Origin of the sequence: Xanthomonas citri pv. citri, assembly GCF_000961215.1 — a bacterium.
In the GTDB taxonomy this organism is placed as follows: domain Bacteria; phylum Pseudomonadota; class Gammaproteobacteria; order Xanthomonadales; family Xanthomonadaceae; genus Xanthomonas; species Xanthomonas cissicola.
Window position 1 is genome coordinate 312,130 of sequence record NZ_CP008998.1, and the last position, 21,933, is coordinate 334,062.

The 21,933-nt window shown below is 65.5% G+C and carries 19 protein-coding genes; 8 read left to right on the forward strand and 11 right to left on the reverse strand.

The window, feature by feature from the left end:
* Positions 1–67: 67 nt before the first annotated feature.
* Complete coding sequence (locus AMD14_RS01835) at positions 68–1,276, forward strand: putative peptide maturation dehydrogenase (protein WP_015462758.1); 1,209 nt, start codon at positions 68–70, stop codon at positions 1,274–1,276.
* 243 nt (positions 1,277–1,519) lie between these two features.
* On the opposite strand, the gene AMD14_RS01840 is transcribed toward AMD14_RS01835, so the two are convergent.
* From AMD14_RS01840 to AMD14_RS01855, 4 genes are all read right to left on the reverse strand, one after another.
* Positions 1,520–3,595 (reverse strand): S9 family peptidase, encoded by a 2,076-nt coding sequence (locus AMD14_RS01840; protein ID WP_011050199.1) that lies wholly within the window; start codon positions 3,593–3,595, stop codon positions 1,520–1,522.
* Positions 3,596–3,694: 99 nt separating this feature from the next.
* Complete coding sequence (locus AMD14_RS01845; RefSeq protein ID WP_011050200.1) at positions 3,695–5,722, reverse strand: acetyl/propionyl/methylcrotonyl-CoA carboxylase subunit alpha; 2,028 nt, start codon at positions 5,720–5,722, stop codon at positions 3,695–3,697.
* Between the two features lie 232 nt (positions 5,723–5,954).
* Positions 5,955–7,565 (reverse strand): carboxyl transferase domain-containing protein, encoded by a 1,611-nt coding sequence (locus AMD14_RS01850; protein WP_011050201.1) that lies wholly within the window; start codon positions 7,563–7,565, stop codon positions 5,955–5,957.
* A gap of 10 nt (positions 7,566–7,575) precedes the next feature.
* On the reverse strand, positions 7,576–8,739 hold the full coding sequence (locus AMD14_RS01855; RefSeq protein ID WP_011050202.1) for an isovaleryl-CoA dehydrogenase: 1,164 nt from the start codon (positions 8,737–8,739) through the stop codon (positions 7,576–7,578).
* A 128-nt stretch (positions 8,740–8,867) separates the two neighbouring features.
* Between AMD14_RS01855 and AMD14_RS01860 the strand changes: the two genes are divergently transcribed.
* The 3 genes from AMD14_RS01860 to AMD14_RS01870 all read left to right on the forward strand — a co-directional run bounded on the left by AMD14_RS01860 (position 8,868) and on the right by AMD14_RS01870 (position 10,473).
* On the forward strand, positions 8,868–9,488 hold the full coding sequence (locus AMD14_RS01860; protein WP_005912293.1) for a TetR/AcrR family transcriptional regulator: 621 nt from the start codon (positions 8,868–8,870) through the stop codon (positions 9,486–9,488).
* A gap of 86 nt (positions 9,489–9,574) precedes the next feature.
* A complete protein-coding gene (locus AMD14_RS01865) occupies positions 9,575–9,949 on the forward strand; it encodes a hypothetical protein (RefSeq protein ID WP_005912295.1) in 375 nt (124 codons plus the stop codon).
* The gene (locus tag AMD14_RS01870) at positions 9,946–10,473 is read left to right on the forward strand and encodes an RES family NAD+ phosphorylase (protein WP_011050204.1); all 528 of its coding nucleotides are present in this window, start codon (positions 9,946–9,948) and stop codon (positions 10,471–10,473) included. The genes AMD14_RS01865 and AMD14_RS01870 overlap by 4 nt, the downstream gene beginning before the upstream one ends.
* Before the next feature lie 321 nt (positions 10,474–10,794).
* Here AMD14_RS01870 and AMD14_RS01875 read toward each other — a convergent pair whose 3' ends face one another.
* The 4 genes from AMD14_RS01875 to AMD14_RS01890 all read right to left on the reverse strand — a co-directional run bounded on the left by AMD14_RS01875 (position 10,795) and on the right by AMD14_RS01890 (position 13,877).
* On the reverse strand, positions 10,795–11,130 hold the full coding sequence (locus AMD14_RS01875) for a DUF3325 domain-containing protein (protein WP_011050205.1): 336 nt from the start codon (positions 11,128–11,130) through the stop codon (positions 10,795–10,797).
* The gene (locus AMD14_RS01880; RefSeq protein ID WP_011050206.1) at positions 11,127–12,743 is read right to left on the reverse strand and encodes a PepSY-associated TM helix domain-containing protein; all 1,617 of its coding nucleotides are present in this window, start codon (positions 12,741–12,743) and stop codon (positions 11,127–11,129) included. The genes AMD14_RS01875 and AMD14_RS01880 overlap by 4 nt, the downstream gene beginning before the upstream one ends.
* Positions 12,740–13,051 carry a DUF3649 domain-containing protein gene (locus AMD14_RS01885; RefSeq protein ID WP_015462760.1) on the reverse strand — a complete coding sequence of 104 codons (312 nt, stop codon included), beginning with the start codon at positions 13,049–13,051 and terminating at the stop codon, positions 12,740–12,742. The genes AMD14_RS01880 and AMD14_RS01885 overlap by 4 nt, the downstream gene beginning before the upstream one ends.
* 181 nt (positions 13,052–13,232) lie before the next feature.
* Positions 13,233–13,877 (reverse strand): DUF4198 domain-containing protein, encoded by a 645-nt coding sequence (locus AMD14_RS01890; protein WP_011050208.1) that lies wholly within the window; start codon positions 13,875–13,877, stop codon positions 13,233–13,235.
* Between the two features lie 282 nt (positions 13,878–14,159).
* Between AMD14_RS01890 and AMD14_RS01895 the strand changes: the two genes are divergently transcribed.
* Positions 14,160–14,678, forward strand: a complete 519-nt coding sequence (locus AMD14_RS01895) for a c-type cytochrome (protein WP_005912306.1) — start codon at positions 14,160–14,162, stop codon at positions 14,676–14,678.
* Positions 14,679–14,952: 274 nt separating this feature from the next.
* The gene (locus tag AMD14_RS01900) at positions 14,953–16,671 is read left to right on the forward strand and encodes an ExeM/NucH family extracellular endonuclease (RefSeq protein ID WP_033480135.1); all 1,719 of its coding nucleotides are present in this window, start codon (positions 14,953–14,955) and stop codon (positions 16,669–16,671) included.
* Between the two features lie 325 nt (positions 16,672–16,996).
* Here the strand turns inward: AMD14_RS01900 and AMD14_RS01905 are convergent, their stop codons facing one another.
* On the reverse strand, positions 16,997–17,392 hold the full coding sequence (locus AMD14_RS01905) for a MerC family mercury resistance protein (RefSeq protein ID WP_015471602.1): 396 nt from the start codon (positions 17,390–17,392) through the stop codon (positions 16,997–16,999).
* Positions 17,393–17,444: 52 nt separating this feature from the next.
* Here AMD14_RS01905 and AMD14_RS01910 point away from each other — a divergent pair, with 52 nt between their 5' ends.
* Positions 17,445–18,770, forward strand: coding sequence for a GTP-binding protein (locus tag AMD14_RS01910; RefSeq protein ID WP_011050210.1), 1,326 nt, complete (start codon positions 17,445–17,447; stop codon positions 18,768–18,770).
* Between the two features lie 169 nt (positions 18,771–18,939).
* Here the strand turns inward: AMD14_RS01910 and xopR are convergent, their stop codons facing one another.
* Both xopR and AMD14_RS01925 read right to left on the reverse strand, forming a co-directional pair.
* Positions 18,940–20,172 carry a type III secretion system effector protein XopR gene (gene xopR / locus AMD14_RS25460; protein WP_011050211.1) on the reverse strand — a complete coding sequence of 411 codons (1,233 nt, stop codon included), beginning with the start codon at positions 20,170–20,172 and terminating at the stop codon, positions 18,940–18,942.
* A gap of 98 nt (positions 20,173–20,270) precedes the next feature.
* Entirely contained in the window at positions 20,271–21,146 is an 876-nt protein-coding gene (locus AMD14_RS01925; RefSeq protein WP_005912317.1) for an EamA family transporter, read from the reverse strand.
* A gap of 66 nt (positions 21,147–21,212) precedes the next feature.
* Here AMD14_RS01925 and AMD14_RS01930 point away from each other — a divergent pair, with 66 nt between their 5' ends.
* Positions 21,213–21,875, forward strand: a complete 663-nt coding sequence (locus AMD14_RS01930) for an alpha/beta hydrolase (RefSeq protein WP_011050213.1) — start codon at positions 21,213–21,215, stop codon at positions 21,873–21,875.
* The last annotated feature ends 58 nt before the right edge of the window (positions 21,876–21,933 follow it).

The following is a 21,933-nucleotide window of genomic DNA, read 5'->3' on the forward strand; positions in this document are numbered from 1 at the left end:
TGGCGCATGATGTGAGGGGATAGCTGAGACAATATCGACCATGCTCATGCGTCCTTGAGATGTCTCCATGCAGATTCGTCGCTGTGCCACGCTGTTCTTCGAGCTTCGCGACGATGCGACGTTCGATTTTGCTCAACTGCTTGCCGGCGGCGTTGGGCTGCGTCGCCGCACCCGTTGGCTGGCGCTCGCGCCCCACCTCGATGCCGAAGTGGAAGTGGCTGCGCACGAGCGCGACTGGCTAAGTCAACTCAGTCCAACGCGCTGGCAGCCGGTCGATCCGACGCAACCGCTGCTGCCCTGGATGGAGCGGTTGCTCGATCAAGGTCTGGCGATCAGCGACCAAGCCGCGCACGCAACCCATCGGCAGCATGATGAGCAGGTGCAGCAGCAGCGTTGGTGGCCGTTGGCCGCGCTTTGGCATCGTTTTGCACGCTGGAAAGGCGAAGACAGCGTCGCGACAATGGAAGAACAAGGCCTGACAACCGCAGAGGGGATGGTCGATCGCCTGGGCGCGCCGCCTGCCGAGGTCGTGGAGCGTGGGATAGGAGGTGTTGCCGCACGTATCACGCTGCCGCGTGCGGCCACCGGTGCCTTCGATGACCTGTTGTCACGCCGTGTGACCTGCCGCAATTTCGATAAGCAGCGCGCACTATCGCGTGAGTTATTGGGCCACATGCTCGAACGTAGCGTCATGGCGAGTGCGCGTGTTGCGGTGGGGCACGACACCGCGTTTTTGAAAAAGCCGGTCCCTTCGGGAGGAAGCCTGCATCCCACTGAGACCTATTTGCTGATTCAGCGCGTCCAAGGCATGCCAAGCGGGCTGTATCACTACCGTCCAATCGAGCACGCGCTGCAGCCCGTGGCGCCGCCGCCTGAGCCGCTGTCGGATTTCGCACGTCGAGCGCTCTCCGGTCAGCACTGGTTTGCCGAAGCGCCGGTGCTGTTGATTCTGGCGCCACGCTTCTTGCGCAGCTTCTGGAAGTATCGAAACCACGCCAAGGCCTATCGCGCGATGATTCTCGATGTCGGCCATATTGCGCAGACGCTCTATCTGAGCGCCACGGACCTGGGGCTAGGGGCGTTCGTGACGTCGGCCATCAATGAGGTCGACATTGAACAGGCACTGGGCCTGGATGGCCTGCAGGACGGTCCACTCGCCATTTGCGGATTCGGTTGGCGTGCCGAAGAGATGACGAACACCGAGCTGGATCCTAACGGAACGATCTGGCGGTCTAGCCGCAATTTAGACCTATCCAAGGATCTTGAGCAGCACTGACAGGACCTTCCAGCTCTCCGACACATGATCAGGGCAAGGCGGCTGCCTTCGCGGACGGAACTACTGCGCTGCCAGCAACACAAGTAGCGACGTCATCGAGTTGCTTTGGTGCTGTCCCGGATACCGACTTCGGTCGGTGGGCCGGCAACGGCACTAGCTGCTCAGCGCGTCCGCATCACGGGCGGCAGTACCCGCAGAACAGCGAGTACTGCCCTGAATACGATGCGCGGCTGCGCAGGTCAATTACTTCCGAATCGCCTGCGTATGCGTCTTCAAGGCCTCGCCCAGGCCGTTGATCTTGTCGGCGCCTTCCGGGACGGTGATGCTGGAGCCTTCCAGATCCGCACCGATCGGTTGCAAGCGGCCGCCCAGGCACTGGCTCAGGAAGCTTTCGGTCACTGCGTTGAAGGCCTTGCTGTTTTCCGGGCGGCGGAAGCCGTGGCCTTCGTCGGGGAACAGCACGTAGGTGACCGGAATGTTCTTGGCCTTCATTGCGTTGACGATCTGGTCGCTTTCGGCCTGTTTGACGCGTGGGTCGTTGGCGCCCTGGCCGATCAGCAGCGGCTTGCTGATCTTGTCGACACGGGTGAGCGGGGAGCGGTCGGTCAGCCACTGCTTGCCGGCTTCGGTGGCCGGGTCGCCCATGCGCCGGGTCAGCTGCTTGTAGAAGCTGGCCCAGTACGGCGGTACGGTGCCGAGCAAGGTGTTGAGATTGGCCGGGCCCACGATATCCACGCCGCATTTGAAGGCGTCCGGGGTAAACGTCATGCCGACTAGCGTGGCATAGCCGCCGTAGCTGCCACCCATGATGGCGACCTCGTCCGGTTTGGTGACCCCTTGCTTGACCGCCCATTGCACCGCGTCGAGCAGGTCGTCGTGCATCTTGCCGGCCCACTCGCCGTTGCCGGCGTTGGTGAACGCCTTGCCGAAGCCGGTGGAGCCACGGAAATTCACCGCCAGCACCGCATAGCCGCGGTTGGCCAACCATTGCTCGTACGGCCCGTAGCCGTAGCTGTCGCGCGCCCATGGGCCGCCGTGCACGAACAGCACCAACTTGTCGGCCTTGCCGTCGTGGTTGGCATCGGCTTCGGCCGGCAGGGTGAGGTAGCTGATCAGCTTGAGACCGTCGCGTGCGGTCAGCTCCTGTGGCCACATCGGCACCAGCGGCTTGCCCTCCAGTGCGGGCCGTGCGGAGAACAGCTTGGTCAGCTTCCCGCCATCGGCGCGATCGTAGCGGTAGTAGGTGAGCGGGGTTTCTGCCGCGGAATAGCCCACGATCCAGATGCGGTCGTCGAGCGTGCGCGCAGCCACGCTGGCATCGCCGCCGCCAAGGGATTTGAGTTTCTGCAGATCCGCGGCAATGCCGTTGTCCAGCGGCTTCCATTCTTCGCGCAGGTAGTCGGTGGACACCGCCTGCACCGCCCCGGTCTTGGGGTCGTTCAAGGTGGCGCCGACGTCGGCGCGCGGGTTTTCGAACAGCAGCGTGCGTGTGTTGCTGGCCGTGTCGATGGCATACAGCGCTGCGGTATCGCGGTTGCGCGAATCCTGCATGTACAGCGTCTTGCCATCCTCGGTCAGGCCCTCCGGTGCGGTGTTGGTGACATCCTCGAACGGAATGCGGTCCACGCTCTTCCAGCCGTCGCCATCGGGCACCAGCAACTCCCTGCCGGCGTCGTCGGTGGCGCGCGTGGCGTAGCGCAGCTGGTAGCCGCCATCGAGCAGGTACGCATCCAGGCTGCCGGTGTTCTTCTGCACCAGCGTGCGCTTGCCGGAGGCCAGGTCCACGCGATACAGGTCGTGCCACTTGGCATCGCGGTCGTTCATGCCGACCATGATCGACTCGGGATGCTGTGCGCTGACCCGATACACCTCGGCATTGGTTTTCTTGAACGGGGTGAGATCCTTGCTGCTGCCGTCAGTCAAATTGACTGAAAACAGGTGGAAATCTTCATCGCCACCGTTGTCGCGCAGATACAACAAGGTATTGGGTTGATAGGTCCAGAAGTAATTGCGAATGCCGCGTGCGGTGTCCTTGGTGATTGCGCGCGCCTGGTCGGGCGCATCCACCGGCGCCACCCAGACATTGAGCACGCCCTCCAGCGGCGCCACCCAGCTGAGGTACTTTCCGTCCGGACTGATGCTGACATTGGCCCGCTCGGGATTGCCGAACAGCGCATCGCGGGTGATCAGCGCAGGCGGCGCTGCGGGCGCTGTTGTCGCCGGTGCAGGCGCTGCCGCTTTCTCGGGAGCTGGCGCAGGTTTGTCACTGCACGCAGACAGCGCGAGCAGCATGCTGGAAACAAGAAGCAGGCGTTGCATGGGGACTCCGGTGGCAAGGCGGCCGAGCCGGCCGATTTGCCACGCTAGCGGCAGCGTGCGCGCAGGCGAACGTGCCGTTGGTCACCCTGCCATGCGCTGCTACGCAGACGCGGACACAAATTCCACCAGCGCCGCACCGTCATCCACCAGATCGCCCTCAGCCACCAGGTACGCCTGCACGGTGCCATCGCTGGGCGCGTGCAGGGTGTGCTCCATTTTCATCGCTTCCAGCACCACCAGTGCCTGCCCACGGGCGACCGGCTGGCCCACTGTTGCGGGCAGGGACACGATGCGCCCGGGCATCGGTGCGGTCAGTCCGCCGGCCTCCTGGGTAGGCTGGTCGGCTTCTGCCAGTGCATCGTGGTGACGGAAGACGGCCCGTTGCCTGGCCCCGATCAGGGTCAGCGTGGCGCCGTCGCGCAACACCTGTGCACGCCATTGCCGGCCATCCATCTCCACACGCAAGCCCGTCTCGTGCCGGTGGTAGCGCAAGGTATGCATCTGGTCTGCGTTGGTGACTTGCCAGCCATCGGCATCCGGGCGCACAGCGAGTTGGCGGCGCTCGCCGTTCGCTTCCAGGACGATGCGCTGCGCTGCATGCGCACCGATGCGCCAACCGTCCGTGTGCTGCCACGGCGAATGCGGATCGGCCGGATCAACGGCCACTGCCGGCAATGCATCGGCAATCAACACCGCTGCCAGGCACCACCAGGCGTTGTCGGGGCTGCGCGCCTCTGGGAACAGCACGGCGTGTTCGCGCTCGATCAACGCGGTGTCCAGATTCGCCGACGCGAACGAGTCGGTCGCGATCAGGCGCGACAGAAATGCACTGTTGGTGGTGACACCGATCGCGTGGAATTGCGCCAACGCCGCGCGCATGCGTGCCAATGCGGCCGGGCGATCGGTATCCCAGACGATCAGCTTGGCGATCATCGGGTCGTAATAAGGGCTGATGGTGTCGCCTTGCTCTACGCCCGCATCCACACGCACATGCGCACTGGCAGCAGGCATCTGCAACTGACGCAGCGTGCCGGTGGAGGGTAGAAAGCCACGCTCGGCATCTTCGGCGTACAGGCGCGCTTCCAGCGCATGCCCGTGGATGCGCAGCTCGTGCTGCCTGCGCGGCAAGCGCGCGCCTGCGGCAACCCGCAATTGCCACTCGACCAGATCGGTGCCGGTGATCAATTCGGTCACCGGGTGCTCCACCTGCAGACGGGTGTTCATTTCCATGAAATAGAAATCGCCGTCCGGGCCGGCGATGAATTCCACGGTACCGGCACCCACGTAGCCCACCGCCTGCGCCGCATCCACCGCCGCCCTGCCCATCGCGGCGCGCCTGGCCTCGCTCATGCCGGGCGCCGGCGCTTCTTCCAGCACCTTCTGGTGGCGGCGCTGCACCGAGCAGTCGCGTTCGAACAGGTACACCACCTCGCCATGCGTATCGCCGAACACCTGGATTTCGATGTGCCGCGGCCGTTGGACATATTTTTCCACCAGCACGTGCGCATTGCCGAATGCCGACTGCGCCTCACGCTGGCAACTGGCCAACGCGTCGTCGAACGCTGCGCTGGCATCCACACGGCGCATGCCCTTGCCGCCACCGCCAGCACTGGCCTTGATCAACACCGGATAGCCGATTGCATCGGCTTGCGCACGCAAGAATGCCGGCGCCTGTTCGTCACCGTGGTAACCCGGCGTCAGCGGCACGCCGGCCCGTTGCATCAGTGCCTTGGCCGCACTCTTGTCGCCCATCGCGCGAATCGCCGCTGCCGGCGGGCCGATGAAGACGATGCCAGCATGTGCGCAGGCCTCGGCAAATGCCGCGTTTTCCGACAGGAAGCCATAACCGGGATGGATCGCCTGCGCACCGGTGGCGCGTGCTGCTTGTAGGATCGCTTCGCCACGCAGATAGCTCTGCTGCGCGGGGGCGGCGCCGATATGCACTGCCTCGTCCGCCATGCGCACATGCCGTGCATTGCGGTCTGCATCCGAGTACACCGCCACCGTCGCAATGCCCAGGGCGCGGCAGGTGGCGATGACGCGGCAGGCGATCTCGCCGCGATTGGCGATCAGGATCTTGTCGAAGGGCGCTTGCGTTGCTGCGGCGATAGGGTCGCGCTGGGTCATCGGATCAGTCTCTGCACGTCGCCGTAGCGGCGGGTCGTCTTACGAAGATAAACAGCTTGCTGTTGCACACGGACATCGAGCGCAAGCAGGTTGGTTGTCACATGGCGTTGTGTGGCTGCAAGCCACCTGCACAAACGTCCACGATTGCCGGCACGCATACGACAGAACCTCACTCCAGCCTGCACACCAGCACGGGCACCGCAGCATTGCGGCTGCAGTGCGCCAAATGACCTCACATGCGAAACACACCAAAGCGCGTGGGTTCGATCGGCGCGTTCAAGGCCGCCGACAATCCCAGGCCCAGCACGCGGCGCGTATCGGCCGGGTCGATGATGCCATCGTCCCAGAGCCGAGCACTGGCGTAATACGGATGGCCTTGCTGCTCGAATTGCGCGCGGATCGGCGCCTTGAACGTCTCCTCGTCTTCGCCCGACCACGTACCGCCCTTGGCTTCGATACCATCGCGACGCACGGTGGCCAACACACTGGCCGCCTGTTCGCCGCCCATCACGCCGATGCGCGCGTTCGGCCACATCCACAAGAAGTTCGGCGAATACGCGCGCCCGCACATGCCGTAGTTGCCCGCACCGAACGAGCCGCCGATCACCACGGTGAACTTGGGCACCTTGGCGCAGGCCACCGCCATCACCAGCTTGGCGCCGTCCTTGGCGATGCCGCCATGTTCGTATTTGCGCCCGACCATGAAGCCGGTGATGTTCTGCAGAAACACCAGCGGAATGCCGCGCTGCGTGCACAGCTCGATGAAATGCGCACCCTTGAGCGCGGACTCGGAAAACAGGATGCCGTTGTTGGCAATGATGCCGACCGGGTAGCCATGCAGGTGCGCAAACCCGGTGACCAGCGTGCTGCCATAGCGCGGTTTGAATTCGTCCAGGCGCGAATCGTCGACGACGCGCGCAATCACTTCGCGTACATCGAACGGTTTGCGCGTGTCGGCAGGAATCACGCCGTACAGTTCGTCGGCGGCATAGCGTGGCGGCAATGGTGCCTGCAGCGCCAACGACGCGGCAGGTTTGCGCCAGTTGAGCTGCGCGATGATGGCGCGCACGCGCGCCAGCGCCTGCAGGTCGTTGTCGGCAAAATGATCGGCCACACCGGAGATGCGCGTATGCACATCGGCGCCGCCCAGGTCTTCAGCACTGACTTCTTCGCCGGTGGCGGCCTTCACCAGCGGCGGGCCGCCCAGGAAGATGGTGCCTTGCTCGCGCACGATCACCGTTTCATCGCTCATTGCCGGCACATAGGCGCCGCCAGCGGTGCACGATCCCATCACACATGCAATCTGCGGGATGCCTCGGGCGGACAGATTGGCCTGGTTGTAGAAGATGCGCCCGAAGTGATCGCGGTCCGGAAACACTTCGTCCTGCAACGGCAGGAATGCACCGCCGGAATCGACCAGATAGATGCACGGCAGCCGGTTTTGCTGCGCGATCTCCTGCGCGCGCAAATGCTTCTTCACCGTCATCGGGTAATAGGTGCCGCCCTTGACGGTGGCATCGTTGGCGACGATCACGCATTCCACGCCGGACACGCGGCCGATGCCGGCCACCACGCCTGCGCACGGGACCTGGTCCTCGTACATGCCATGGGCGGCCAGGGGCGCGATTTCCAGCAGGGCGCTGCCCCGATCCAGAAGTGCGTCGATGCGCTCGCGCGCCAGCAGCTTGCCGCGTGCCGTGTGCTTGGCGCGTGCGGCGTCGCTGCCGCCACGGGCGGTCTGGGCGAGGGTGCGGCGCAGGTCGTCGATCACCGCGCGCATCGCGGCAGCGTTGTGTTGAAAAGTCTCGCCGCTGACCTGCAGCTGGCTATCGATCACGCTCATGGTGGCTCCGTCAGGCGGTGCGTTCGAACAATTCGCGGCCGATCAGCATGCGGCGAATCTCCGAAGTGCCCGCGCCAATCTCGTACAACTTGGCATCGCGCCACAGGCGTCCGGTGGGGTAGTCGTTGATGTAGCCGTTGCCGCCCAGCACCTGGATGGCCTGGCCGGTCAGCCAGGTTGCCTTCTCGGCGGCGTAAAGAATGGCGCCGGCTGCGTCCTGGCGGGTGGTGCGCCCGGCATCGCAGGCGCGCGCCACCGCATACACATACGCGCGGCAGGCATTGAGCCCCACATACATGTCGGCCAGCTTGGCCTGCATCAACTGGAAGGTGCCGATCGGCTCGCCGAACTGCTTGCGCTCGTGCACATACGGCAGCACCACATCCATCGCTGCGGCCATCAGCCCGAGCGGGCCGCCGGCCAGCACCACGCGTTCGAAATCCAGCCCGGACATCAATACGCGTGCGCCGCCGTTGAGCGTGCCGAGCACGTTTTCGGCCGGTACTTCGCAATCGGTGAACACCAGCTCGCAGGTGTTGGAGCCGCGCATGCCCAGCTTGTCGAGCTTCTGCGCGGTGGAAAAGCCCGGCATGCCCTTTTCGACGATGAAGGCGGTGATGCCGCGCGCGCCGGCGTCCGGGTCGGTCTTGGCGTACACCACCAGCACATCGGCATCCGGGCCGTTGGTGATCCACATCTTGCTGCCGTTGAGCACAAAGCGGTCGCCGCGCGCATCGGCGCGCAGCTTCATCGACACCACATCCGAGCCGGAGCCGGCCTCGCTCATCGCCAGCGCGCCCACATGCTCGCCGCTGCATAGCTTGGGCAGGTAGCGCTGCTTCTGCGCGTGGCTGGCGTTCTTGCGCAGCTGGTTCAGGCACAGATTGGAGTGCGCGCCATACGACAACCCGATCGCACCGCCAGCACGCGAAATCTCTTCCATCGCCACCACATGCGCCAGATAGCCCATGCCGCTGCCGCCGTACGCGTCTTCTACGGTCAGGCCGAGCAGGCCTTGTTCGCCGAGCAGGCGCCATAGCTGGGCGGGGAACACGTTATCGTGGTCGGCTGCCGCGGCCAGCGGAGCGATATGGTGGCTGGCGAACGCGGCCACGCTTTCGCGCAGCAGGTCGATCTCTTCGCCAAGCTCGAAGTTCAAGGACGGCACATGCATGCAACAACTCCACAGGGATCGGGGTGTGCCGGGTGGGAGCGGGCGGACCGCGCGGCGAATACGGCCAGACTAGCGGCCCGCAACAAAAAAGTGAACCAAAATTCAACTATTGAACCAAGAATCACACCATGGCTTATCGACGCTCCGCCCTGATGGAAGAACGCTTGGCCGGCAACCGCGAACGGATCCTGCACGCGGCCCGCGTCCTGATCGCCGAAGGCGGCTACCGCAATGCACCGGTCACCGCGGTGGCCGCGGCCGCGGGCGTATCGACCGGGCAGATTTATCGACATTTCCCGTCAAAAGCCGAACTTTTCGTGGAAGTTCTAAGCGAGGCGGTGCAGCGTGAAATGGCCATCCTGCGTGCCATCGCCGCCACCCAGGCCAGCGCAGCCGAGCGCTTGCGTAGCGCGATCGCCACCTTCGTACGACGGGCGCTGGCCGGGCCGGCGCTGGCATACGCCTTCATCGCCGAGCCGGTGGAGAGCGAGGTCGACGCCGAGCGCATCCGCGGCCGCCGCCTGTTCGGTGAGGTGTTTCGCCAGCTGCTTGCCGAAGGCGTGGCGGCCGGGGAGTTTCCGCAGCAGTCGCTGGACGCCGCGGCTGCCTGCATCGTCGGCGCGTTTACCGAGGCCTTGGTGGGGCCGATCGCTCCCAGCCGTGGCGACCCGCAACAGGGCGAGCAACTGGTCGAAGCGATCTGCGGCTTCTGTCTGCGCGCGGTGGGGGCGGCGCAAACGAGCAGCTGACAGTGCACTGACCGCACATAAGGATGTGCCTCCCGGATGCAGCCGACTGTGCATATACTGTGCACCTACCTTGCCGGAGCCGTGCGATGGTCGCCGTTCTCAATCCACTGGCCTTGACCGAACGCCTGCGCGTGCCGGACCGGACCATCCTGTCGCCCTCGGCCATGGCCAGTCTGCTGGATCTTTCGCAACAGGAACTCGCCGACCTGGCCGGCGTGCACCGCAACAGCCTGCGCGTGCACCCGGAAAGCCCGCGCGTCCAAGACTTGCTGCGTAATCTGTCGCGGCTGCTGGTGGCGATGGCGCAGGTGCAACCGGACGAGCGCCAGGTAGTGTTCCATCTCAAGAACACGCCGATCCCCGCGTTCGAGTTCGCCACCTTGCTGGAAGTGGTCAAGCAGGGGCGCACCGACGATGCGCTGACCTATCTGCGCACGGTCGCCGCAGGGTCCGCCGGTTGAGGCTGAGCGCCCCGGCGTACTGCACGCTCTATCGCGCCTTTACCCCGCGCTGGGCCGCCGAACCACTGAGCGGTGCCGGTGCGGCGCGCTCGGGCGGGCGCTTCAATCGCTTCGGCCAGCCGGCGCTCTATCTGTCGCTGCAACTGGAAACCGCCGCGTCCGAATATGCCCAGGCCGCCCCGTTCCTGCCACCGTTGACGCTGGTCAGTTACGCCGCCGATCTTCCGGCATTGGCCGATCTGCGTCTGCTCGATGCCAGCTGGGATGCGGTGTGGGCCGACTGGGCCGACGACTGGCGCAAGGCGCTGGTCAACAAGATCGAACCGGTGAGCTGGGTGCTCGGCGACCTGTTGCGCGAAGCGGAGATCCCCGGCGTGATCTTCCCCAGCATGGCGCGGCCCGAAGGCGTCAACGTGGTGCTGTTTCTGGACATGCTGCAGCCCGAGCGCGTACTCCGCGTCCTCGACGATGGCCGCCTGCCGCGCGATGGCCGCAGTTGGGGCGATCCGCCGACGGTGGTGTGACTGGGCACGCGTTGATGTGCGCGCACCACGTGCAGCGCGTCACCCGACATCGGTATCGCGAACGTCACCGCACGTGCGTGTGGCGATAACGCAATGCGTAGCGAGGAGGGTCTCAAGGCCTCGCGCTGCAGAAGACGCGGTCGCCCTCCAGAAACACGACGGACGGAACCAGCGCACCCGTTGATTGATGATCAAGTCGATCGCATCTCGCGTCAGCTCGGCAAGCCCGTCGGCCGGTCGCTCGTGTTCTTTACGTGATCGTTGCCGCCGGTTAGGCATGCAAACGCACGTAGTAGACAGCTGGTTAGCCGCGACCAACCTTCAACCAGTCAGCACCTGCACCACGCCCGCCAGCACTGGCGCAGCCACCGCGGCCGGCAGGATCGCCCCGCGCCGATACGGCAGCAGCCACAGCGACAACACCGCCGCACTGGCGGTCAACGTGCCCAGCCACAGCACTGCGCCGATGCCCCAGCCCTGCGCATGCACCGCCAACGCGAAGGTGAGACACAGCAGCAACCAACCCGACACACGCAGTTGGCGCGATCGTGTAGTGCCCAGCAGGCGGCCGCGCAACTCCTGCTGATGCTTGTCCATCGCCAGGCACAGGGCAGCAAAGCCGGAAAAATTCAACGCCAGCAATAACAGCACGCTCATGCGCTTTCCTGGAGCGGCGCGGCTGGTTGTGCAGGCGTTGCGGCAGCAGCGCGCGCGCGTCGCGCCGAAGCCGGCTGCGGCGCTTTCCAACGCTGCAGGCGAAAGCCGGCGATCCCGAGGCAGAGGCCCAGGAACAGGCACACCAGATCTACACCGGCCAGTGCCCATTGCCTGGCCGGCAGCGTCACGCCCAGATGCACATCGGTGGTGATTGCGTTGAGTACCGGCACCAGCGCGAACAATGCCGCGCCCAGATAGAGCTGCCAGCTCCACATCGCACGCCGCGGCCACACGAATGCAGCCAGCAACGCCGTGGCCCACGCAGCAAAAAACACATTGGCCTCCATCGCTGCGCGCGCATCCAGGCTCACTGGCAACACGCGGTTGGCCCAGAAGAAACTGGAAAAGGCGATCGGCAAGCCGGCCACGGTGCCGATGTTGAGTGCGTCCACCAGGCGCAGGCCGAAGCCGATGCGCCCGGCTTTCAGATGCTTGGGGCGTTCTTTCACTGCCCACATCACCACGCCGCTGGCCACCATCAGGCAGCCCAGCAGGCCGGAGCCGAAGAACAGCGCGCGCAGCCATGGCCCGGCGAAATGGGCCAGATGCAGACCCACCATCACCCCGCGCGTCTGGCTGGCACCGCCCGGTTGCCCGCTGCGTTGCAGGCGCTCGCCACTTACGGCATCGAACAGGATGGAAGGCACGTCAGTGGAGAGGTTGTCGGCCAATCGGCTCACCCCGACGGCAGCATGCGCATCGTTGGGCAGTGACACCGCCACGCTGCCCACCTCGCCACCACGCCAATCGCTGCGCGCACGTGCCACGAACTGCTCCAGCGGCAGCATGTGCGCCGGTACACCAGCGGCCTTGCGCGTATCGGCCACCCGATTGGCCGCCTCGTCGTAGAAACGCATTTCATCGCTGGCATAGCGCGCCTTGATACCCCACGGCAGGTACATGAACATCAAGGTCACGATGCCGGTGTAGGTAATCATCGCGTGGTACGGCAACGCGGTCACCGCGCTGACGTTGTGGAAATCCAGCCACGACCGCAGCCCCTTGCCGGGGCGGAAGGTAAAGAAGTCCTTGAAGATCTTCTTGTGCGTAATCACCCCGCTGATGATCGCCACCAGCATGAACATCGCGCAGAACCCCACGATGTAGCGCGCCCACATCACCGGCACGTAATGCAGGTCGAAATGCAGCCGGTAAAAGAATTCGCCGCCCAGCGTGTCGCGTGCGGCGATGTCCTTGCCGGTAGCCGGGTCGATGATCGCCGTGCCGTACATCTGCCGGCGATCGACAGGTTTGCCGTCGGCGGGCGCGGGATTCTGCCAGTACATGCTCACCACCGGAGTGCGCGCATCCGGCAAGGTGATGTTCCAGCTCACTGCATCGGCTGCGTGTGTCTGCAGATACTGCTCGGCACTGCGCAGCGCAGTGGCGGTGCTCACCGTGGTGGTGGGCAACTCCGGGCGCATCCAGCGGCTGATTTCGTCGCGGTAATAACTGGCCGTGCCGCCCATGAAGATCAGCAGCAAGACCCAGCCGACCAGCAGCCCGGTCCAGGTATGCAGCCACGCCATCGACTGGCGAAAGCCCTGCTTCATGCCGCGCTCCGTTGCAGCCACGCGGCCAGCGCAAACATCAGCGTCGCCGGCACCGCGATGCCGGCACAGGCACGCCACACGCTGGCGGTGGCGAAGGCCCATAACGGCGCACACGCGCACACTACGATCCCGATCAGCATGCTGCTCAATACCGCTTCACTGCGCGGCATCGGCAACACCAGCGCCAACAACAGATTGGTGGCGCTGGCCAGCGCGTAGCCGCCGAAGATGGCTGCCAGCGTGCGCGCAAGCACCCCCAGCCAGGGGCGCCTGAACCAGGCAAGCGGCAAGGGCGATGCGCTGGACATCACGCCACCGCGCGCGATGGACGTGGCGCACCTGCCACACCGCAGCGCACCGTTGCCAAACCGGGTGGGACGGCAAACGCATGTGGCCACCGCGTGGGGCGTAGGACGCGCAAGCCAGGCATCGCCGCGACGCAGCGGCGGTGCTTGTTCCATGAGTGCGCGGGAGGTGTGCCGACCACGCTTATTCGGCCAGGAACGTCAGCGTGCTGATGTGGTGCACCATCGACACCTGCTTGCCGGCGATCTCGCGCTTCACCGGTTCCTTGTTGGTGGCCACCAGGATGTGGCGGCCGGCACGCAGGGTAGGTAGCGTCACCTGGCCCTTGGCATCGGAGGTCAGCGTCTTCTGCCACTTCTGCGGGTCGATCACCGTCACTTCCACCTTGGGCAGTGGCTTGTTGCGATAAAGCACGGTCAGCGTATTGCTATTGGCAGCGGTGGGGACCAGTTCGAAATTGAGTTTTGCAGCCGGTGTGGTACGGCCGGCGCGTGCGTAATAGCTCACCGTCTCGAAGCCGCCGGCTTCCCCCTTCCATGGCTCGAACACGCTGTCGTCGCTCAACCACGCATCGCCGCTGCCGGCCAGTGGCGCGGTCAGGAACTCGGCACCGCGCTGCAGCGGGCCGGCCTTGCCGGCAGCGCCGAACACGCTTGGTTTGACCACGCGCTTGATCTCGTCTTGGCCGTGGTCCAGCGCTTCCTGCGCCGGCTCGCCGAAGAAGATGCGCACCGGGCCGCTGCCGTCGCGCTCGATCCAGATTTCGTGGGCCTGGGCGGACAGGCTGATGCTGGCCAAGGCCAGGCAGGACAGCAGGAAGGATTTCATCGCGGCGACTCCTCAAGGACGGGACCGGCGAGGCGAGAACCGCGCCACCGTGGTTGTTGGGAATGATACGCAATTCCCACAACGGAGACCAATGCGCGGCATGCGGCGCTGCCGCAATTGGCCAGCCGGGGCGAGCTTGCCCGCGGACAGGAGCATCCGCCCATCGGGCGTGCAGCGCCCATCGCTGCGAAAACTGTCATGCAGGCTGGTCAGACTGGCGCAAAGTGTGCTCTATACTCCGGCGCTAGCAGAGGTCTTCGACCAACAGCCAGGGGTGAGCGCGTGCGGAATTACGACCTCGAGTTCCTGAAAAAATTCTCGATGGTGATCGGTTTACTCGTGGTGATCACCCTGGGCCTGATCGCCCTGGCAGCGTATTTGCAACGCGCCATCCCCGACGAAGTCTCGCCCACCGCCGCCAAACGCGTGCTGCAACGCATTGCGCCTGCCGGCGCGGTCTACGCCGGTGCGACTGGCGCGTCCGCACAGGCCGCAGCGCAGGCCGCCGCGCTGGCCAAGGCCGCCTCGCAGTCTGCGTACGGCGGTACGACCGACGGCAAGACCATCTTCAACAACCTGTGCACCGCCTGCCACACCACCGGTGTCGGCAAGGCGCCCACGTTGGACCATTCGCATTGGGATGCACGCATCGCCCAGGGCAAGGACACCTTGTACAAGCACGCGATCGAGGGCTATACCGGTCCGGATGGCGGCATCATGCCTCCCAAGGGCGGCAACCCGGCACTGACCGAAGAGCAGGTGCGGGCCACCGTCGATTGGATGCTGGGCAACCTCAAGTAAGAGCTTGGCAAGTTGCCGGGGAAGATGGGTCTGCGATTCGCGCCCGATACAGCCTATCGCCTGCGTTGCGTTGCTCATGGAGCGCGTCGCGGGCAGATCGTGCGCAGGCGCTGCAGCACTGCATTGGTGCACGCGATAGCCGCATCACCGTTGCGCAGCGCACGTGCCTGGCGGTCATTCCCCCTGGTTTGCTAGCCTGTTTCTGCGCTTTTCGTTATCACGCGCCGCCTTCCGGGCGGCGTTTGCGTTTGGATTCACTTACTGGAGTCGTTCGATGTCGCCTCGCCCGCTGGTTGTGCTCGGTTTGGTTGGTCTGTTGGCTCCGTTGCTGTGCAGCGCTGCCGATGGTGCCGCGCAGCGGCTCTCGATTGCCGACGTGCAGGGCGAAGACAGCCGCAGCCCGTACGACGGCCGCGTAGTGGAGGTGGAGGGAATCGTCACCGCCGATACGCGCGTGGGGCTGGCCGGCCTGTTCGTGCAGCAGCCCGGCTTCGAGCCGCGGCGCTCGCATGGCCTGTTCGTCACCGGGGCCGGCAATGCCGAGCTGGCGGTGGGCGACCGCGTGCGCATCGTCGGCACCGTGCGCGAAGTCTCGGCAGGTGGTGAGGCGAGCCTGACCACCGTGGACGCCAGCAGCATCGAGCGGCTTGCCAGTGGCCAGCCGGTGCCGGTACGCATGCTCAGCGGGCCGCCGGCCAACTGGGAAGCGCTGGAAGGCGAACACGTGCGTATCGCCTCGCTCACGCTCAATGGCAGCGACCGCCTGGACACGTACGGCGAGCTGGTCGCCGCGTTCGGCGGACGCCTGTGGCAGCCGAGCGAGGTCGCCGCTGCCGGCACGCCGGCGTTCGTGCAGGTGCAGGCCGATAACGCACGCCGTCGCGTGTTGCTGGACGATGCGCGCAACGGCCGCAGCCCCAGGACGGTGTCGTATCTGCCGGCCGATCCGGTGTTGCGCAGCGGCAGCCTGCTCAAATCGGTCGATGGCATCGTCGACCAACGCTACGACGGCAACTACCGCATCCAGGTGCTGGGCCCACTGACCTTGCCGGCGATGCCTACAGCCGTTGCGCCGCAGGTGGGCGGCGATCTGCGTATTGCCTCGTTCAACCTGGAGAATTTCTTCAACGGCAATGGCCGTGGCGGTGGCTTCCCGACCAAGCGTGGCGCACGCACGCACGAACAATTCCAGGCGCAGCTGGCCAAGTTGGTCGCCACCATCGTGCCATTGGGTGCCGACGTGGCTGCGTTGATGGAAGTGGAAAACGACGGCAACGGCGCCGATGCGGCGGTATCCCAACTGGTGGCCGCGCTCAACGCTGCCGGCAAGGACAAGGATTGGCAGTTCGTCGATACCGGCAGCGGCCCGGGCGACGATGCGATCCGGGTCGGCATCATTTATCGCAGCTCGCAGGTCACCCCAGTCGGCAGGCCGGCCACGCTGACCGGCGGGCCGTTCGAGAACCACAGTCGCGTGCCGCTGGCGCAGGCGTTCCGCAGTGCGCGTGGAGCCACCTTCGTGGTGGTCGCCAATCACTTCAAGTCCAAGGGCTGCGGCAACGCCAGCGGGGCCGATGCCGATCAGCAGGACGGCCAGGCCTGCTGGAATGCCACCCGTACTGAATCGGCCAAGCGGTTGCACCAGTGGTTGCAGACCGACCCCACCGGTGCGCAGACCAAACTCGCCGTGCTGCTGGGCGACTTCAATGCCTATGCGATGGAAACGCCGATGCGCAGCCTGCGCGCCAGCGGCTGGCAGGACGCGTTTGCAGTGGCCGGTGTGAAGCAGCCCTACAGCTACGTGTACGACGGCCTGAGCGGGCGGCTGGACCATGCGCTGCTCAGCCCGGCGATGGCCAAGCAACTGCGGGGCGCGGCCGAATGGCATGTCAATGCGGATGTCATGGATGCCGCCGGCTACGCCAAGCGCAATCTGCCCGGGCCGTGGCGCAGCTCCGATCACGACCCGGTGTTGCTGGGTTTTTCGCTGTAGCGCTGCCGATCATGACAGTGCACGCGGCACGCTGTGCGCGTGCCTGGGCGAATTGGGTACGAGCGTGCTGCTGCAAATCGGGCGGTCATCGATGATTGCGTAGGTCGTCGTCAAGCCAAGCGGGCGCTGCGGACGATGGCGCAAGGGTGATGACGGCGGCAGCATGTTCCACACCGACACCGACACCGACACCGACACCGACGCGGTGCGCGGCGTGCGTTGAGCTGTTCGAGCGCCAGCAGGGCGCATCGACCGGCGGATGCGTGTACCACCTCACTTCCCGCCGGTCGCCGCTCCGGCAATGGCGCTGCATGCCGACCGGTCGCTAGTTCGCGCACGCCCCATGTCGGCGACGCAGCCGCAGATTGAGCAGATGCGTGCTGGCCAGCAGCAGGCTGCCGGCGACCGTGACCGGTGTCTCCAGCGCATCGCCGGCCAGACCGCTCGCTCCAATAACCAGACCGGCCAGCCCGCACAGCGCCAGCACCCAGACCGGCGCCGGCAGCGCGTGCCGGCGGTGCGTGCTCCATAGCGCGTAGCCGCTCAGCGGCACTGCCGCTGTGGCGAACACCACATGTACCCACTCGGCCCGGCTCCAGACACCCAGCAGCGGGAGCGTGGCGGCCAGCAGCGGCAGGGCGAGGCAATGCAACAGGCACAACCCGGACAAGGCGATGGCCGAGCTGTCCAGCAGGGAGGCGGTGGCGCGCATCAGAAGCATCCGGTCGAGTAAGTGTTATATAGTAACACTCCTCTCTTGCCAGGCTCTCAGGATGTCTCTGTCCCCCCAGCGCGATGCGCGCCTTCCCGTCACCGTGTTGTCCGGCTTTCTGGGTGCGGGCAAGACCACCTTGCTCAATCGCATCCTGCACAACCGCGACGGCTTGCGGGTGGCGGTCATCGTCAACGACATGAGCGAGGTCAACATCGACGCGCAGCTGGTTCGCGAGGGCGGCGCGGCGTTGCGGCGCACCGAAGAAACGCTGGTGGAATTCAGTAACGGCTGCATCTGCTGCACGCTGCGCGACGATTTGCTGCAGGAAGTGCGGCGGCTGGCCGAGCAGGGCCGCTACGACTATCTGCTGATCGAATCGACCGGTATTGCCGAGCCGATGCCGGTGGCGGCCACCTTCGCGGTGCGCGATGCCGATGGTTTCAGCCTATCGGACATCGCTCGGCTCGACACCATGGTGACGGTGGTGGACGGCAGCCGTTTCCTGGAGGATTTCGGCTCGGCTGCCACGCTGGCCGACCTGGGCCAGCAAGCCGGCCCGGACGACACGCGCGGGCTGGTGCAGTTGCTGGGCGAACAGGTGGAGTTCGCCGATGTGCTGGTGATCAGCAAGTGCGACCGCATCGACGCGCAGCAGCTGCAACGCCTTCGCGCCGTGCTGCGTGCGCTCAACCGCGACGCGGCAATTGTGGATGCCGCGCACGGGGAAGTGCCGCTGCAGCAGCTGCTGGACACCGGGCGTTTCGATTTCACCCGTGCGCAGCTGGCGCCGGGCTGGATGCAGGAACTGCGCGGCCAGCACACCCCCGAGACCGAGGAATACGGCATCAGCAGCTTCGTGTACCGCGCGCGCCGGCCATTCCATCCACAGCGCTTCGCACGCATGGTGCACAGCGGCTTGCCGCAGGTGATCCGCAGCAAGGGCTTCTTCTGGCTGGCCAGCCGCATGGATTGGGTGGGCGAACTGTCCAGCGTGGGCGGCGCCACCCAGACCAGCGCGGCCGGGTTCTGGTTCGCTGCGCGCCACCGTGTCGATGCGCAGGCAGTCGGCCAGCCGCTGCAGACCAGCATCACGCCGCTGCCCTACACCGATATCGGCTGGCAGCGGCAACAGACGCAGTGCTGGACCGCGCCACTGCCGCAACCGCACGAGGTCGGCGATGCCAGCGAATACGCTGCGATGCAGCGACTGTGGCATCCGCTCTGGGGCGATCGCCGCCAGGAGCTGGCGGTGATCGGCGTGGACATGGATGCACCGCGCACACGGGCCGTGCTGGACGCGTGCCTGCTCAGCGATCAGGAACTACGGCAAGGGCCGGCGCAATGGCAACTGCTGGACGACCCGTTCCCCCACTGGGCGCGGTAACAGCGCACTGCAGCTGCTTGCCAAGCAAGTCGACGCCATCGCCAGCCTCATCGAGCTGGCGACGCTGCAGTTTGAGGTCAGTGGCAACAGTGTCGTGGCTGACGCCGAGGCCTGCGCGGGCGCTGGCGGTCCGTGTATGCTTTGCGCGCAACGACGAAGCGCTCAATCCTCAGTAATAGCCGTTTTCGATCGCCTCCCGATGGGCGTCAAGTTCGTTCTGCTCGGACAGCGCACGCTCTTGCGCCGTCGTGGGGATGCTGTCCATCAAGCGTGGCGCACCCATCCGATGCAGTTGTTCGTCGGTTTGCCTGACTATGTCTTGCAGTGCCAGCACGTTGGTGTAGCCCTGCATCATGCGTTCCAGGCGCCGGATCTTGTCGGGTGGAGCACCGCTTTCCTTCAATGACTCCAGGCGCCGCTGCGCGCGTACGAAATACACTTGCATCTTGGTCATGTCGATATTTTCGCGACGGACCGCAAGCAATGCATGGCGATTGGACTGCATCACATCCCGTTGGACCATGGCTAGCCGATTGCTGGTGGTCTTCGGCGCGGCGATCTTCTCCAATGGCGCCAGCGCTGCCAACATTCCATCGAGCTGCCGATCGCGTACGGCGTCGCGCTCGGCGATCAGGGCCGCACGCATCTCGAACACCGACCTCTCCTCCGGGCCAGGCGCCCGACGCTCTTTGTAGAGGCGCCGACCGATGTGATGGCACTGCTCGTTGAGCGCGGCCAATTCCAGATTCATGATGCGCACGGGGCGTAGCCGCCTGGACGGCGAGGGCGGAGCCGGTGTCGCCGCTTTCGGGGACGCAGCCGGTGCCGGCCGCGAGGGGTGCGTCGGTTGTTGCGGCTGCCATACCTGATCGCGCCTGGCTAAGTCGCGCCTGGCTAAGCTTGGAACGCGCTGTTGCGGCAGTTCCTCGGGGCCGCCCTGACGTTGCTGAAAGCGTTCTGCCGCACGTGCCGCCGACAGCGGTTGCGGCGGTGGTGCTGCCGTGTGCATCGGCACACGACTGCGCGGCGGAGGCATCGCCTCGGGCGCCTGCCATCGCGCATCGACGCCAGCCTGCGGTACCGGTGGGCGCTGGTTCTCGCCTCGCCTGGCAGCGTTCGGTGCGGGTGTGGCCAGCGCAGGCTGGCTCTGCGCTATTTTTGTGGCTGGCGCTCCCATGCACATCGACGGCAACTGTTTGCGTAGCGTCGCAAGCGACTTGCGCGCCGATGCCAGCATGCCTTGCCGCGATTTGGCCGCGCCCTGCGCGGTGCCGGCCTTGGGCGCGTGAGACAGCGAGTGCAGCGACGGCGTCGCCGCGGTCATCGTCGTGTCGGTGGTCGCCGGATTGAGCGGCTCCGGAGCAACCGGATGAGTGCTGCGAAAGAACGAAGTCAAGCGCATCACAAACTCCCGCGGGAATGCACGATCATGCTAGCGACCGCCAACCGGCGCGGAAGGACGATGGCGAACCGGCGTCGCGTAGGCCGAACGCGTGATCCTCAACCCAGACGTATTCCCCAGGCGATTGCCGCGATGGCCGGTGCGGCCAGTGCCAGCCCCAACCAGCCGCGCAGGCCCAGGCGTTCGGCAAATCCCAACTTGCCGACCAGTGCACCCAACACGACGACGCCCAGATTCATGCTGGCAAAAACGGTCGCCGGGCTGTGCGGCAGCACCTGGTGGGCACGTACGTAACAGAGGATGTTGCCGAAATTGAGCGCACCCAACAGCACGCCGGCAAGCATGCTGCGGGTGCTCGGGCGTGCACCACGCGCCCAACGCACGCTCTGCACGCCAAGCATCAGCAAAAAGGCCAGTGCAAAACACAAGGTCAACGAGGTCAGCGATGGTGTACCGGCCTGCGCGATGTGCTTGAGCAACAGGTCGATGAGCGCAAAGCCCATCCAGACGCCAACCAGCCAGGGCAGGCCGGTTGTGCTCGGCAGCGGATCGGTCGCCACGTGCTGACGGGGGCGTCGCACGATGCACGCGATGGCCACCATGCCCAGCGCCAGCCCTGCCAGTTTCCAGCCATTGACCGGTTCGCCGAAAACGGTGAAGGCTGCAGCCAACGAAAGCACCAACGACAAACGTTGCGCAACATCGGTACGTACGATGCCGGCCACCGCGACCGACCGCGCCAGCACCAGGAAGATGGAGGGCAGCGCCACGGCCAGCAGCAGCAACGCCACCCAGGGAGCGGTCGTGGAGCGCAGCGTGTCCAGCGCAGGATGCAGGATCAGCCAGGCCAGGAGTGCGGCAGTGGCGTAGTTCCAGGTAATGGCCTGAAACACGTCGATCCGGTGGCGTGGCGCAAGCTTCAACAGCACCGACACCAGGACACTGCAGACAACGGCAAACAGCAGAAAATGCATGGGCAACGCAACGAAGTGTGCAGGCAGGGCGATGAACGCGGCCGGCGGGGCGGCTATTATGCAGGCATGTCCAATCCCTCATTCCCCACCGAATCGGCTGCGTTGACCTTGGAAGGGCCGGTTGGCCCACTGGATGTCGCGGTCGATCTGCCCGAGCCGGATGTTGCCGCGCACGCGGTCACCGCCATCTTCTGCCATCCGCTCTCCACCGAGGGCGGCAGCATGCACAACAAGGTCGTCACCATGGCGGCGCGCGCACTGCGCGAGCTGGGCATCACCGTGGTGCGCTTCAATTTCCGCAGCGTCGGCAATTCGGCCGGCGCATTCGACCATGGGGTTGGCGAGCAGGACGATCTGCGTGCGGTTGCCGAGTGGGTGCGTGCGCAGCAGCCAGGCCACACCTTGTGGTTGGGCGGTTTCAGCTTCGGCGCGTATGTCGCGTTGCGCGCCGCCTGCTCGCTCCAACCGCAGGTGCTGATCTCGATCGCGCCGCCGGCCGGGCGCTGGGATTTCAGCGACATCCAGCCGCCGGCGCAATGGTTGGTGATCCAGGGCGATGCCGACGAGATCGTCGACCCGCAAGCGGTCTACGACTGGCTGGAAACGCTGGAGCAGCAACCCGAGCTGGTGCGCATGCCCGACACCAGCCATTTCTTCCACCGCAAATTGATCGACCTGCGCGGTGCGATCCAGCATGGTGTCCGGCGCTGGTTGCCGGCCGCAGTCTGACCGCGGCACGGCCCACGCGTATCGCCCGGCGATGCGCTGTTGAGCGGTCCGGGCGACA

Bases quoted from the DNA above. Each gene is read 5' to 3' on its own strand.
- AMD14_RS01835 (WP_015462758.1), top strand. From the start codon at position 68: ATGCAGATTCGTCGCTGTGCCACGCTGTTCTTCGAGCTTCGCGACGAT.
- AMD14_RS01840 (WP_011050199.1), bottom strand. From the start codon at position 3,595: ATGCAACGCCTGCTTCTTGTTTCCAGCATGCTGCTCGCGCTGTCTGCG.
- AMD14_RS01845 (WP_011050200.1), bottom strand. From the start codon at position 5,722: ATGACCCAGCGCGACCCTATCGCCGCAGCAACGCAAGCGCCCTTCGAC.
- AMD14_RS01850 (WP_011050201.1), bottom strand. From the start codon at position 7,565: ATGAGCGTGATCGATAGCCAGCTGCAGGTCAGCGGCGAGACTTTTCAA.
- AMD14_RS01855 (WP_011050202.1), bottom strand. From the start codon at position 8,739: ATGCATGTGCCGTCCTTGAACTTCGAGCTTGGCGAAGAGATCGACCTG.
- AMD14_RS01860 (WP_005912293.1), top strand. From the start codon at position 8,868: ATGGCTTATCGACGCTCCGCCCTGATGGAAGAACGCTTGGCCGGCAAC.
- AMD14_RS01865 (WP_005912295.1), top strand. From the start codon at position 9,575: ATGGTCGCCGTTCTCAATCCACTGGCCTTGACCGAACGCCTGCGCGTG.
- AMD14_RS01875 (WP_011050205.1), bottom strand. From the start codon at position 11,130: ATGAGCGTGCTGTTATTGCTGGCGTTGAATTTTTCCGGCTTTGCTGCC.
- AMD14_RS01880 (WP_011050206.1), bottom strand. From the start codon at position 12,743: ATGAAGCAGGGCTTTCGCCAGTCGATGGCGTGGCTGCATACCTGGACC.
- AMD14_RS01885 (WP_015462760.1), bottom strand. From the start codon at position 13,051: ATGTCCAGCGCATCGCCCTTGCCGCTTGCCTGGTTCAGGCGCCCCTGG.
- AMD14_RS01890 (WP_011050208.1), bottom strand. From the start codon at position 13,877: ATGAAATCCTTCCTGCTGTCCTGCCTGGCCTTGGCCAGCATCAGCCTG.
- AMD14_RS01900 (WP_033480135.1), top strand. From the start codon at position 14,953: ATGTCGCCTCGCCCGCTGGTTGTGCTCGGTTTGGTTGGTCTGTTGGCT.
- AMD14_RS01905 (WP_015471602.1), bottom strand. From the start codon at position 17,392: ATGCTTCTGATGCGCGCCACCGCCTCCCTGCTGGACAGCTCGGCCATC.
- AMD14_RS01910 (WP_011050210.1), top strand. From the start codon at position 17,445: ATGTCTCTGTCCCCCCAGCGCGATGCGCGCCTTCCCGTCACCGTGTTG.
- xopR (WP_011050211.1), bottom strand. From the start codon at position 20,172: ATGCGCTTGACTTCGTTCTTTCGCAGCACTCATCCGGTTGCTCCGGAG.
- AMD14_RS01925 (WP_005912317.1), bottom strand. From the start codon at position 21,146: ATGCATTTTCTGCTGTTTGCCGTTGTCTGCAGTGTCCTGGTGTCGGTG.
- AMD14_RS01930 (WP_011050213.1), top strand. From the start codon at position 21,213: ATGTCCAATCCCTCATTCCCCACCGAATCGGCTGCGTTGACCTTGGAA.